Consider the following 12,302-nt stretch of genomic DNA (forward strand, 5'->3'; position numbering starts at 1 on the left):
TTCTTCCCTGACCGGCCCATCGCCTTCCTTGCAGTCGGCGCTGGAGTGAACCATCAGGTTGGGATGTTCGAGCTGTTCCAGTTGCTCCAGCTTCTCGAACTCCTCGAAATCGAAGTCGAACTCGAAATCTTCCGGCGCGAAGGCATAGGCAAAGCGATGTTCGCCTTCCTCGCCCCTGGCCGCGTCGCTCATCGGGGCCTCGCGATGCAGGGTGAAGCGGCGGACCACCTTGTGTTCGCCATCCTCGGGCGCCTCGCCATCCTTCACGATCTTGCGAATGATCGTGACCTCGCGATCGCCCTCCCGCCGGACCTCGACCTGAACCTCATCGTCATCGGTCCAGGCGAATTCGGGAGCATCGGGCGCCGGTGGGGCGTCCGGCGCGTCCGGAGCGGCTGGCGCCGCCGGAGCCGCGGGCGGCTCGGGCGGAGCAATCTGCGCCTCGGCATAACTGATCGAAGCGGTCAGCGGCACGACCAGGGCCGCACCGGCCAGCAGCGCGCGACCGGCAAACCGGCGGCGCGGGGAAACTTCGGACATCGTCAGGCTCCTCAAGCGGTGGATTATCGATTTGTCGCCCAGCACCGGGCAGGCCATCGGCGCGGCCAGCGCGAGCCGCGGTCCGGCGGCGAAGCTGGCGATTACCTGGCCATAGGCGGCGCGTTCGGCCGGATCGCGCCGGGCGACGACCCGCGCATCGCAGGCAGCTTCCTGGTCGCGGCGCATCGCCCGCCAGCCCATCCACGCCAGCGGGTTGAACCAATGCAGCGCGAGCACCGGCTGGGCGAGCATGTTGGCCAGGAGGTCGCCGCCGCGGTGATGGGCCAGTTCGTGCTCGATCGCGAGATCGCGCGCATGGAGGTTCTCGCGCGCCATGAATTCCATCGGTAAGGCAACCACCTTGTCGGTCACCCCGAAGGCGACCGGAGCGCTGACCGCCGGCGTTTCGACCAGGCGAACCTTGCCGGCCTCGCCCACCGGGCGGGACCCCTTGAGGAGATCCTCGCGCATTCCGAAATAGCTCCAGCCGCGCCAGGCGAGGAACACCAGCGCGCCCGCGATCCAGATCGGGAAGGCGTAATCGGCGAGGAACTGGGACAGGTCGAAGCCCGGTTCGACCGGCAGAGGCGTCGCTGCAACGGGCGCATCGGACATGGCCGGGGCGGCGGACACGGCCTCCACCGCGCGAACCGGCGTTGCATAGACAACCACCGCCTCGCTCGCCGCTTCGGGCGCGAATTCTGCCGGCAACACGACCGGCGGCATGACGAAGCGCAGCAAGGGCAGCGCCCATAGCGCATAGGCCGCCTGGGCGCCGAAATGGCGCGCGACGGGTCGCCGCAGCAGCAGGACGGCCGCGATCAGCAGGCCGGTATAGATCAGGGTGTCGGTGAGCCAGGCGATCATTTCCGCAGCTCCTTCAGCAAGGCCTCGATCTCGGCGAGGTCCTGGTCGCTCAGGGCTTCGCTTTCGGCAAGGTGGGCAAACAGGGGAGCCGCGCGGCCGCCGAACAGGCGATCGACCAGTCGGCGGGATTCGCCGCCGAGATAATCGTCGCGGGCAAGCAGGGGCCGGTAGAGGAAGCGGCGACCGTCGGGCTCGGTATCGACCGCCTGCTTGGCCACGAGACGCGACAGCAAGGTCTTGACCGTGGGCAGGCTCCAGCCGCGTTCCGCGCCGACGCTGTCGGCCACTTCGGTCGCGGTGAGCGGCGAGCTCTTCCACAACGCTTCCATCACCGCGTGTTCGGCTTCGCTGATCCGATCGGGCTTGGTGTCGTCACTTTCCGCCATGCTTCCCTCCAGACCAAAGCGGTTTCGACCATCTGTCGGGATTATTGACTACACATGTAATCTGTATGCCGGATGAACGCAATCGGGCTTATCCCCTTCCTTGCCAAGCGGCGGCGGCGCGCTAAGCAATGCTGCAGGCAGGAGGAACCCGACCGATGAGCGCAAACATCGCCGCCCCGCGCCGGATCAGGCGGCTGTCGGACTGCCACAATATCGAGGATTTCCGCCTGCTCGCGCACCGCAGGCTGCCGTTTCCGATATTCCATTATATCGATGGCGCGGGCGACGACGAGCTTACCAAGGCCCGCAACACATCGGCGTTCGACACCTGCGACCTGGTGCCCAATGTCCTTGCCGGGGTCGAACGGGTCGACACATCGGTGACGGTGATGGGCAAGTCCACGCCGCTCCCCTTCATCCTGTCGCCGACTGCCCTGCAGCGCCTGTTCCACTGGCAGGGCGAGCGCGCGGTCGCGGCGGTGGCCGAGAAATACGGCCTGTGGTTCGGGATCTCGAGCCTCGCCAGCGTTTCGATCGAGGAGATCGGCGCGCGCTTCAGCGGCCCGAAAATGCTCCAATATTACTATCACAAGGACAAGGGGCTAAACGCAGCACTGCTCGAAAAGGCCCGCGCGGCGAAGTTCGATGCGGTGACACTCACGGTCGACACGATCGTCGGGGGCAATCGCGAGCGCTGCCTGCGGACCGGCTTTACCAGCCCGCCGAAAATCACGCCCGCAAGCTTTTTCTCCTACGCCTCGAAGCCGCGCTGGGCGCTGGACTATGCCTTCCGCGAGAAGTTCTCGCTTCCCAATCTCGAGAGCCATGTCGCCGCCGGGAGCAATTTCGCGGTCTCGGTGGCGGATTATTTCAACACCATGCTCGACCAGGGAATGGACTGGAAGGCCGCCGACAAGCTCCGCGACGACTGGGGCGGCACATTCGCGCTCAAGGGGATCATGTCGGTCGCCGATGCGAGGCGCGCGGCCGAGATCGGGGTCGATGCGATCTGGGTCTCGAATCATGGCGGGCGCCAGCTCGACGGCAGCCGCGCGCCCTTCGACCAGCTGTGCGAGATCGTCGACGCAGTCGGCGACCGGGTCGAAATTATCCTCGACGGAGGCATCCGCCGCGCGACGCACATGCTGAAGGCCTTGAGCTGCGGCGCGACCGCGGTCGCGGGCGGGCGGATGTATCTCTATGCGCTCGCCGCGGCGGGCGAAGCCGGAGTCACCCGCGCGGTGGAGATCCTCCGGACCGAGCTCGTCCGCGACATGAAACTGATGGGCGCGAAACGGATTTCGGACCTGTCGCGGGAAGATCTGCGCTGGCGGTGAAGCTGTTGTCTTTGCGCCCTTGCTGGGAGATATAGCCGCAGAGGGGAAATCACTTGGCCGCACCCGACATCTTCCTGTCCTACAATCGCGATGATGCCGCGCGGGCAAGGCAGTTCGCGCAAGGCTTCGAAGCCGAGGGCTTCGAAGTCTGGTGGGACGCCAACCTCAAATCGGGCGAGGAATACGACCGGATAACCGAACAAGCGCTCAAGAGCGCGAAGGCGGTGGTGGTTTTGTGGTCGCCGCGCTCGGTCGATTCGCGCTGGGTCCGGGCCGAAGCGACGCTGGCCCAGCGCAACCGGACGCTGATGCCGGCGATGATCGAGGCCTGCGACCGCCCGGTGATGTTCGAGCTGCACCAGACGGCGGAGCTCTCGCACTGGCAAGGTGACCGGGCCGATCCGGCGTGGCAGGCTTTCGTCGCCGACCTGCGTTCCATGCAGGGCATGGAAGCCCCGGCGCCGGAAACGCCGGTGCCTCCGCCTGTTGCCGGAGCCGTCAGCCCGCCTTCCAGGTCGCGCGACCGGCGGATCGTCTTCGGCGCGATCGCGGCAGCGCTGATTGCCGTGCTGGCGGTCGGCTATGCCGCATTCGGCGGCGGCGGGCTGGTTTCGCAATCCGAAGAGCGCATCCCCGTCCTCGTCCGGGCCTTCGCGGCCAGCGGTTCGGGCGATCCAAACGAGGTCGCTTTGGCCAACGGGATATCCGACGAATTGATCAATCGCCTGCGGCGCATTCCCGAACTCCAGATTGCGACTGCCCGTAGCGATGGCTCCCCTCCATCCAGCGCATTTGAATCGGCCCACATTGTCGAGGGCTCGATCCGCAGCAGCGGCGACCAGCTGAGGGTGACAGCCCGCTTGTTCAAATCGAACGGTGAAGTCCTCTGGTCCGAGACTTTTGACCGCCCGTTGGCCGACCTGTTCGAAGTGCAGGAGCAGATTGCCAAGTCGATCGGCGATGCGCTCAGCGTATCGCTCGATGTCGGCGCAAACGCCACGGCCTATGGCGGGACCGACAACCCGGAAGCCTATGCCGCCTTTGTCCAGGGCCAGATCCACGGGTTGGATTTCGACCAGAGCGTCCCGGTGCGCTATTACGAACAGGCGATCGCGCTCGATCCGAATTTCGTGCGCGCCTATGCCAACCTAGCAAGCACTTATGGCAACCGCATACCGGTCGCCTCGAGCAAGGAGGAAATGGATCGATTGCTGGAAGAGATGGACGCCGTTTCCGCTCGTGCACTGGACGCCAACCCGAATGTCGCCCTCAGCAATACGGCGCGGGCTTGGTATTTCGTCACCATCAAGGATTTACCTCAGGCGGAAACATTGATGCAGCGCGCGAGCGAGCTGGACCGTGGGATAGACTTCAGCCTTCGCGGCGCGCTCGCCCAATATGCGGTGACGATGGGGCGCAACCGGAAGGCACTCTCAATTAGCGAATCCACGGCCCTGATCGATCCGATCTTCGAAGACACCCCCGCCAAAATATTCATGCTGATGATGAACGGCAGGTACCGTGAATCCACTACCCTGTTCGACAAGCTAACGACCGACCCCCAGGTTAGCCTGCAGCCCTTCATCTTCCACAGCTTTTGGGCGCGCGTTCTTGCCGGCAACGAGGCGGCAGCAATCGACTGGCTCAAGGCAATGAATATTCCCAATCTGACCTTAGCGGCGGAGGAATTCCGTGGGTTTGAAGAGCGAACCGATCTCCATGGGATGGACCTTCCAGCGCTGCGACGCTGGGCCAGCGAGACCTATGGCTACAGCGGCCAATTCGCGCTAGCCAATTTGAGCCTCGTCGCAGCCTATCGCGGACACCAACGGCTCGCGGTCGACCTGCTGCGAATTGCCTTTGAACGCCCCGGAGGATACGCGCTGTTCTACCTCTGGCATCCGGCCATGGCAGAGGCGCGCAAGACGGATGCATTCGCACAGCTGGTGGTCGATCTCGGCTTTCCCGAAGCCTGGGAGGCAGGCGATGACTGGGGCGATTTCTGTCGGCCCAGGCAAGGCGGCGGAATCACCTGCTCGTGAGGCAATAGTCCATCCGCTGCTCGGGCGGGGAACGCAGCACAGCGATGTAATAGCGCGACAATTCGCGCACCGATGGCGCCTCCGCCTCGGTGAAGAATCCGGCGGCGTCGCGCTCCCAGCCATCGGCGCAGGCCTCGGCTGCGGCATCGGACCGGGAGCAGGCAACGAAGCTCGAAAACGCCGTGCGCCAGCGCGCGAACCCCGCGCGGTCCATCGGCGCGCCATGGCCGGGAATGAGCGTGTCCCACTGCGCCGCTCCGACCGCGTCAAGCGCAGCCTCCCAGCCTTCCTCGCAGCCGGTGTCGAAGAACGGCGATTGCGCCACCACCAGGTCGCCGACGATCGCCAGATGCTCGTCCGGCACCAGCAGCCAGAGATCGGCCTCGGTCACCGCCGAGGGGGCGACATGGAGTTCGATTTTCCGCCCGGCAATGATGCGCACCCCGCTTTCCGTTACCGGAACAGCGGGGACCAGCATCCCTTGTTCGGTCAGGATTGCGAGTGTGCGGCTGGCACGGGTGCGGTCGTCCTCGCTCGACGCCGGATCGTCGATCCGGCGCCGGGCATTGGCCGGGGCCTCGGCGAGGAAGCCCGTCAGGGCGCCTTCGGCCGCGCCGGTTGCAATCAATTCGGCAGCCGGGAATGCGCGCCGCAGGTCGACATTGCCGGTCGTGTGATCGAGGTGCCAGTGGCTGTTGACGATTGCCGCGATCGGCCGGCCCGCTTCCTCGGCATGCGCGAGGATCGCCTCGGAATGCGCCGCGTGGCGCCCGCTGTCGATCACGATCAGCCCGTCCGGCGCATCGAGGACGATTGTGTTGCCGTCCGGCCCGATTGCGAGGTCGATATGGCCGGGAATGATCACGAAGGGCTCCTGCGCGGCGACGGGCGCAGCGGCCAGCAGGGCGATTCCGGCGAGCAATATCCGCATGCCGGGATCATAGCCGGCGCGCCGCGTCATGCACCTGCCAATCGACGATCGCCGTTTCCGGAGGGTCAGGCGCGGTGAAAGGTGATCGTTAGGCTGAACTCGCCTGTCGCCTCGACATGGTGCGGCACTTGCGGCGGAACAACGATCGCGGCCGGGGCCACGAGCTCCACCCGATCGCCACTGCCGTCTTCCCAGACGAATGCGATCCGCCCCGCAACGAGCTCGACCAGGCCCCACACGCCCTCGGCCAGGTCGTGCGTCCGCTTGAGCCCGGCGGGGAGGGACTCGCGGCCAAACGGGCCGATGGTGCGATAGGGCCTGACATTGCCGGGCAGGTTTGCGGGGCGGATACCGGGCATGGCGGTGGAGGAACTCACGCGCCCGCCAGGCTGACCACGATCAGTACGCTGATGCCGAATATCGCGAGGGCCGCCGGGATCAGCAGCACCTGGACCCAGGTGTCGCGTGCGCTCAACGGGCCATAGATCGTCTGGAGCGGCTTCGCTGGTCCGACTGTCCCGCGGTCGACCCCGCCCAGCCTTGCGAGAATCGTGGCAGTTACAAAATAGACCAGCATGAACAGGGCGGCGACAACCAGCATGAAGCGGGCCGGGCCGCTGCCCCCGGCCGCCAGCGCCAGGGCGCCGATAAAGACAGCATAGAGCGCGAACATCGCCCGCCAAAGGGGGCCGGGAAGCTGGAAGCCCTCGGGACGCCGTTCGGATGGATCGGGCTGGCGGTCCCGGTCCGTTTCCGCCAGCAGTTCCAGTTCCTGCAATTGCGTGTCGTATTGATCAAACATGGGGCAAGTCCTTTCCGGCTCGCGCGCCGGATAGGCCGGTGCGCTGCAGCTCGATTCCGGTGAGCAGGCTGTCGGCGATCATCCGCGCGCGCCTGCCGACCTCCGCAGTCGCCGCGGGATCGGGCTCCTCGTCGCGCAGGGTTTGATAGAACAGTTCGAGCCAATGGGCGAAATGGCGCGCCTCCAGCCCTTGTATGGCGATATGCTTGACCATCGGATTGCCGCGAAACTCGCCGCTATTGTGCAGGATCGAGCGCCAGAACTGCTTCATTTTCGCGAGATGGGCGTCCCAGTCGGAAATCCGTTCGGCAAAGATCGGGCCGAGCAGACGATCCTCGCGGATGCGGGCATAGAAACGGTCGACGAAACTCGAAACGTAATCGGCATCGATCCCGATCGCTTCGGCGGCGGCGCGCTTGGCCTCGCGCATGGCGCGGACATGGTCGTGACCCGGGCGGTCGTGATCGACGGCTGCTTGCGAAGGATCGAGCATCGTGCGACTCCAAATAGGCTTTCTGGATACCTATTAAAGAGCCTTGCGCTAAAAAGCAATATCTGAAATACCTATTTCATGCAGCTCAGCCTTCACAGCGATTATGCCCTGCGCATCCTGATGGCGCTCGCCGCCAGGAAGGAGCGGCTCTCGGTCGACGATGTCGCGCGGCAATATGGCATCTCGCGCAACCACCTCGCCAAGGTCGCGCAGGAACTGCAAGCGCTGGGCTATATCGTCACGACGCGCGGGCGCGGCGGCGGGATGGAGCTGGCCCGCCCGGCAAAAGACATCGTGGTTGGCGAAGTGGTCCGCGAATTCGAGAAGCTCGACAGCTTCGTGAGCTGCATGGGCGCGCCGGCGGCGGGCTGTGCGGTTGACGGCGTGTGCGGGCTGAAGCCCGCGCTGTCGGGCGCGCTGGCAGCGTTCCTCGCGCATCTCGATGGCTATACGCTGGCGGACCTCACGCCCAATCCGAAGGCATTCTTGGCGCGGCTGGCGGCCTGACCGGGCGACTCGCTTGATTGCGATACCAATTTTTGGTAACGATTTAGCATGGCCGGAAAGAACACTTCGATCTCGCTGGGCGATCATTTCGCCCAATATGCCCGCCGCAAGGTTGAATCGGGTGAATTCGGCTCGACCAGCGAGGTAATCCGCGACGCGCTGCGCCTGCACGAAGAGCGCGCGGCGTTCAAATCGAAGCTGCTCGAGGCAATCGATGAGGGGCTGGCGAGTCCGATCGACGAGGAGTTCGATCTTGATCGCTGGTTCGATGAAGAATTCCCGCCGGAATAATGCGGATCAAGTTCCGCACCGCCGCATCCGCCGACATGCGACGGGTATCGCGGGATACGAAAGCACAATGGGGTGCGATGCAAGCCGCGAAATACTCGGCCGAACTGCGCGACGCGATCAAATCGCTTTGTGACTATCCGCTGCGTTTCCCGGAATTCGAGCCTCGTCCGGGCCTGCGCCGGATGAATAGCAGGAAGCACGCGGTGTTTTACCTAGTGCTGGAGGACCGGATCGAGATTGTCCGGGTGATCCATGTGGCCGGCGATTTTGAGCGGTGGCTGTGAATTAGCTGTGCCGTCGCCAGAACCCTCACCGAAACCCTGACAGCATGGACTGCAATCGGCGTAACGGCCTTCCTCAATACACCCGCTTCTTCGGCTTGATGTACTCGATATCATCCGTGAGCGTGTATTCGTGCACCGGGCGGTAATCGATCCGCACCTCGCCGTCCTTCCCGCCCCAGCCCGAAAACCACGCCGCGGTGTGCTTCATCCAGTTGGCGTCGTCACGCTCCGGGAAATCCTCATGCGCATGCGCGCCGCGCGATTCCTTGCGGGCATGCGCACCGTGGATCGTCACACTCGCCTGGGCGATAAGATTGTCGAGCTCGAGCGTTTCGACGAGGTCCGAATTCCAGATCAGCGAGCGGTCGGTGACGCCGATATCTTCCATCCGCCTGTAGGTCTCGGCGAGCCTGGCCTTGCCTTGGGCAAGCAGTTCGTCGGTGCGGAAGACGGCGCAATGCGCCTGCATGGTCTTCTGCATCTCGACGCGGATCCCGGCGGTCGGCGAGCCGCCCCTGGCGTTGCGGAAATGGTCGAGCCGGGAAAGCGCGAAATCGGCGGAATCCTTTGCCAGCTCCGGCTGCGCCGCGCCTGCGGTCAGCGTCTCCTTGAGGCGAAGACCCGTGGCACGGCCGAACACCACCAGGTCGATCAGCGAGTTCGAACCGAGCCGGTTGGCGCCGTGGACCGAGACGCAGGCCGCCTCGCCGACCGCGAACAGGCCCGGGACCACTGTCTCGGGATCGCCGTCCGCCCCGATGGTGACGACTTCGCCGTGATAGTTCGTCGGGATGCCGCCCATGTTGTAATGCACCGTCGGGCACACCGGCAACGGCTGCCGCGCAAGGTCCACCCCGGCAAAAATCTTGCCGCTTTCGGTGATCCCCGGGAGCCGCTCGGCCAGCACCTTGGGGTCGATATGGTCGAGATGGAGATGGATGTAATCGCCATGCTCGCCCAGCCCGCGCCCTTCGCGCATCTCCACCGCCATCGCGCGGCTGACGACGTCGCGGCTGGCGAGGTCCTTTGCGCTCGGCGCATAGCGTTCCATGAAGCGCTCGCCCTCGCTGTTGGTGAGATAACCGCCCTCGCCCCGCGCGCCTTCGGTGATCAGCACGCCCGCGCCGTAGATCCCGGTCGGGTGGAACTGGACGAATTCCATGTCCTGCAGCGGGAGCCCGGCGCGCAGCACCATCCCGCCGCCATCGCCGGTGCAGGTATGCGCGCCGGTGCAGGTGAAATAGGTCCTGCCGTAACCGCCCGTCGCCAGCACCACCGCCTGCGAGCGGAAGCGGTGGATCGATCCGTCGTCGAGGCACAGCGCGATCACGCCGACGCATTTGCCGCCAGCCATGATCAGGTCGATCGCGAAATATTCGATGTAGAAGTCGGCGTCGTATTTGAGGCTCTGCTGGTAGAGCGCGTGGAGCATCGCATGGCCGGTGCGGTCGGCCGCGGCGCAGGTGCGCTGGGCAGGCGGGCCTTCGCCCATGTTCTGCATCATCCCGCCGAACGGGCGCTGGTAGATCTTGCCTTCGGCGGTGCGCGAAAACGGCACCCCGGCATGTTCGAGCTCGTAGACCGCCTGCGGCGCCTCGCGCACGAGGTATTCGATCGCGTCCTGGTCGCCCAGCCAGTCCGACCCCTTGACGGTGTCGTACATGTGCCAGGTCCAGTGATCCGGCCCCATATTGCCAAGGCTGGCGGCAATCCCCCCTTGCGCCGCCACCGTGTGGCTGCGGGTCGGGAAGACCTTCGAAATATTGGCGGTCTTGAGGCCGGCCTCGGCCGCGCCCATCGTCGCGCGCAGGCCCGACCCGCCCGCGCCGACCACCACCACGTCGTAGGTATGGTCGATAATCTTGTAGGCAGGCTGCCCGGAACCGTTGGCCGCCGGAGCGTCGGGCATCAGCGCATTCCCCCCATCGCCTGGGCGAGCATCGCAGCGGTCGCTTCCTGCGAGATCGCGAAGATCACGACCCGGAGCAGGAAATAGAGCCCGGTCACCATCCCGGCGATAGCCGCCATGTTGACCAGCGCCAGCACGGCCCATTTGGTGCCTGCGTCATGGACATAATCCTCGACCAGCACCTGCAGGCCGAGCCGCGCGTGCCAGAAGGTCGAGACAATCAGCAGCGCCATCGCGATCGACGGGACCGGGTCCGACAGCCAGCCGGCGATCGCCGAATAGGTGAATTGCGGCATCAGCCCGAGCGAGACCGCCAGCCAGCTGCCGAGGAAGAGATTGCCGAGCGCGGTATAGCGCTGCACCGTCCAGTGATGCGCGCCCTCCTTGGCCGGGCCGAGCCCGCTAACTTGTGCCATGGCGGTTTGTTCATTCATGTCCTGCCTCCTAACGCAGCATGACCAGCGCCCAGAAGGCGGCAGTAAGGGCAATCCCGATCGCGATCGAAGCGATCGACCATGCCTTGTTGGTATCGAGTTCGTATCCGGCGCCGATGTCGAGCACGAAATGGCGGATGCCGGAGACCATGTGATTAAAGAACGCCCAGCTGAGCCCGACCAGTACCACATAGCCGTAAGGGGTCGTCGCCAGTTCGACGAATTCGCCATAGGCGGTTTCGCCGGCGGCCAGCGCGCCGAGCCACCACAACAACACGCCGAGCCCGACCAGCGCCATCCCGTCGCCCGTCAGCCGGTGGAGGATCGAGACCAGCATCGCCGGGCCCCATTTCCAGATGGAGAGATGCGGGGAAAGTGGACGCTCGCTCATGGCTATATCCGGTCAACTGGCGCGCCCGCCAACGGGCGCAACGCTCGCGCCTCCCTTAGCGATTACGCCGCGCGAGGCAAGCGCAAGTCCCGCCATTTCTCCGTTCTTTTCTCGACTTCGCCCGGCACCAACGGCATGATCGGGCGATGAGCGCGCCTGTCATCCTGGTCACCGGATCGAGCCGCGGGATCGGCGCGGCGATCGTCGAGCAATTGCAGGCGCGCAATTGCCTGGTGATCTGCCATGCCAGCAGGCCATATGACGACGACACGATCGTCGCCAATTTCAACGAACCGCTCGGCCCGCAGATCGTGTGGGACGAAGCGCTCGAACGCTCGCCCCATGGGCGGATCGACGCGGTGATCAACAATGCCGGGGTCTTCGAGGCCAACCCGATTGCCGCGTCCGACATCGACTGGCTCGACCGCTGGGAAGACACGCTGCGGATCAACCTCACCGCCGCCGCGCAGCTTTCGCGCTATGCGGTGAAGCACTGGCTCGAGAACGACCAGGAGGGCCGGCTGGTGCATATCGCGAGCCGCGCCGGGCATCGCGGGGATTCGCCCGAGCACTGGCACTATGCCGCCTCGAAGGGCGGGATGCTCGCGCTGCACAAGACGATCGCGCGGGCCTATGCGCTGAACGGGATCCTGAGCTTCGCGATTGCGCCTGGCTTTACCGACACCGCCATGGCCGACGATTACCTCGCCACCCGCGGCGGCCCGGGCCGCTTGGGCGATATCCCGCTCGGCCGGGTCGCCGAGCCGGAGGAGATCGCCACCATCGCCGCCTTCTGCGCGCTCGACGCGCCGCCGAGCATGACCGGCGCAGTGATCGACGCCAATGGGGCGAGCTATGTCCGCTAAGCGGTTGCCGCTTGCGGCACTGCTGCTCGCGTCCTGCGCAAATACTGGCCCGGCAAAAGCCGAACCAGAGGCCGGCCCCGCCACAGCCATGAGCGAATGGGCGGCGAGCTGCGACGATTGGGACGAATGGGACAAGGCGGGTCCGCCGTTTAAGGTTTATGGCAACACCTATTATGTCGGCACCTGCGGGATCGCGGCAATCCTGATCACCGGCGACAAGGG

15 protein-coding genes are annotated in these 12,302 nt (G+C 65.2%); 6 read left to right on the plus strand and 9 right to left on the minus strand.

The genetic code is table 11. The annotated features are described in order from the left end of the window. Both AC16XC_RS09435 and AC16XC_RS09440 read right to left on the minus strand, forming a co-directional pair. Positions 1-1,407: M56 family metallopeptidase (locus AC16XC_RS09435; RefSeq protein WP_484034400.1), on the minus strand; the 1,407-nt coding region annotated here is incomplete at its 3' end. After that, positions 1,404-1,793 (minus strand): BlaI/MecI/CopY family transcriptional regulator, encoded by a 390-nt coding sequence (locus AC16XC_RS09440; protein ID WP_484034401.1) that lies wholly within the window; start codon positions 1,791-1,793, stop codon positions 1,404-1,406. The genes AC16XC_RS09440 and AC16XC_RS09435, both read right to left, overlap by 4 nt. A 155-nt stretch (positions 1,794-1,948) precedes the next feature. Here AC16XC_RS09440 and AC16XC_RS09445 point away from each other — a divergent pair, with 155 nt between their 5' ends. Both AC16XC_RS09445 and AC16XC_RS09450 read left to right on the plus strand, forming a co-directional pair. Then, complete coding sequence (locus tag AC16XC_RS09445; RefSeq protein ID WP_484034402.1) at positions 1,949-3,130, plus strand: alpha-hydroxy acid oxidase; 1,182 nt, start codon at positions 1,949-1,951, stop codon at positions 3,128-3,130. Between the two features lie 53 nt (positions 3,131-3,183). Further along, on the plus strand, positions 3,184-5,172 hold the full coding sequence (locus tag AC16XC_RS09450) for a TIR domain-containing protein (RefSeq protein WP_484034403.1): 1,989 nt from the start codon (positions 3,184-3,186) through the stop codon (positions 5,170-5,172). On the opposite strand, the gene AC16XC_RS09455 is transcribed toward AC16XC_RS09450, so the two are convergent. The 4 genes from AC16XC_RS09455 to AC16XC_RS09470 are packed head-to-tail and all read right to left on the minus strand — an operon-like array spanning position 5,159 to position 7,398. After that, on the minus strand, positions 5,159-6,133 hold the full coding sequence (locus AC16XC_RS09455) for an MBL fold metallo-hydrolase (protein ID WP_484034404.1): 975 nt from the start codon (positions 6,131-6,133) through the stop codon (positions 5,159-5,161). The genes AC16XC_RS09450 and AC16XC_RS09455 overlap by 14 nt on opposite strands. 35 nt (positions 6,134-6,168) lie before the next feature. After that, positions 6,169-6,480 (minus strand): TehB-like domain-containing protein, encoded by a 312-nt coding sequence (locus tag AC16XC_RS09460; RefSeq protein ID WP_484034405.1) that lies wholly within the window; start codon positions 6,478-6,480, stop codon positions 6,169-6,171. After that, positions 6,477-6,905 (minus strand): hypothetical protein, encoded by a 429-nt coding sequence (locus AC16XC_RS09465; protein ID WP_484034406.1) that lies wholly within the window; start codon positions 6,903-6,905, stop codon positions 6,477-6,479. The genes AC16XC_RS09460 and AC16XC_RS09465 overlap by 4 nt, the downstream gene beginning before the upstream one ends. Next, a complete protein-coding gene (locus tag AC16XC_RS09470) occupies positions 6,898-7,398 on the minus strand; it encodes a group III truncated hemoglobin (RefSeq protein WP_484034407.1) in 501 nt (166 codons plus the stop codon). Before AC16XC_RS09470 ends, AC16XC_RS09465 begins: the two co-directional genes overlap by 8 nt. Positions 7,399-7,476: 78 nt before the next feature. On the opposite strand from AC16XC_RS09470, the gene AC16XC_RS09475 reads away from it, so the two are divergent. From AC16XC_RS09475 to AC16XC_RS09485, 3 genes are read left to right on the plus strand one after another with little or no spacing between them, the layout of a single operon-like run. After that, positions 7,477-7,905, plus strand: a complete 429-nt coding sequence (locus tag AC16XC_RS09475; protein ID WP_484034408.1) for an RrF2 family transcriptional regulator — start codon at positions 7,477-7,479, stop codon at positions 7,903-7,905. 48 nt (positions 7,906-7,953) lie between these two features. Continuing rightward, positions 7,954-8,196 (plus strand): type II toxin-antitoxin system ParD family antitoxin, encoded by a 243-nt coding sequence (locus AC16XC_RS09480; protein WP_484034409.1) that lies wholly within the window; start codon positions 7,954-7,956, stop codon positions 8,194-8,196. Further along, a complete protein-coding gene (locus tag AC16XC_RS09485; RefSeq protein ID WP_484034410.1) occupies positions 8,196-8,480 on the plus strand; it encodes a type II toxin-antitoxin system RelE/ParE family toxin in 285 nt (94 codons plus the stop codon). Before AC16XC_RS09480 ends, AC16XC_RS09485 begins: the two co-directional genes overlap by 1 nt. A gap of 73 nt (positions 8,481-8,553) precedes the next feature. On the opposite strand, the gene sdhA is transcribed toward AC16XC_RS09485, so the two are convergent. The 3 genes from sdhA to sdhC are packed head-to-tail and all read right to left on the minus strand — an operon-like array spanning position 8,554 to position 11,214. Continuing rightward, a complete protein-coding gene (sdhA, locus tag AC16XC_RS09490; RefSeq protein WP_484034411.1) occupies positions 8,554-10,389 on the minus strand; it encodes a succinate dehydrogenase flavoprotein subunit in 1,836 nt (611 codons plus the stop codon). Next, on the minus strand, positions 10,389-10,823 hold the full coding sequence (sdhD, locus tag AC16XC_RS09495) for a succinate dehydrogenase, hydrophobic membrane anchor protein (protein ID WP_484034412.1): 435 nt from the start codon (positions 10,821-10,823) through the stop codon (positions 10,389-10,391). The genes sdhA and sdhD overlap by 1 nt, the downstream gene beginning before the upstream one ends. A gap of 10 nt (positions 10,824-10,833) precedes the next feature. Beyond that, entirely contained in the window at positions 10,834-11,214 is a 381-nt protein-coding gene (sdhC, locus tag AC16XC_RS09500; RefSeq protein ID WP_484034413.1) for a succinate dehydrogenase, cytochrome b556 subunit, read from the minus strand. Positions 11,215-11,360: 146 nt separating this feature from the next. Between sdhC and AC16XC_RS09505 the strand changes: the two genes are divergently transcribed. Then, a complete protein-coding gene (locus tag AC16XC_RS09505) occupies positions 11,361-12,080 on the plus strand; it encodes an SDR family NAD(P)-dependent oxidoreductase (RefSeq protein ID WP_484034414.1) in 720 nt (239 codons plus the stop codon). The last annotated feature ends 222 nt before the right edge of the window (positions 12,081-12,302 follow it).

This window comes from Candidatus Andeanibacterium sp. (genome assembly GCF_057143545.1).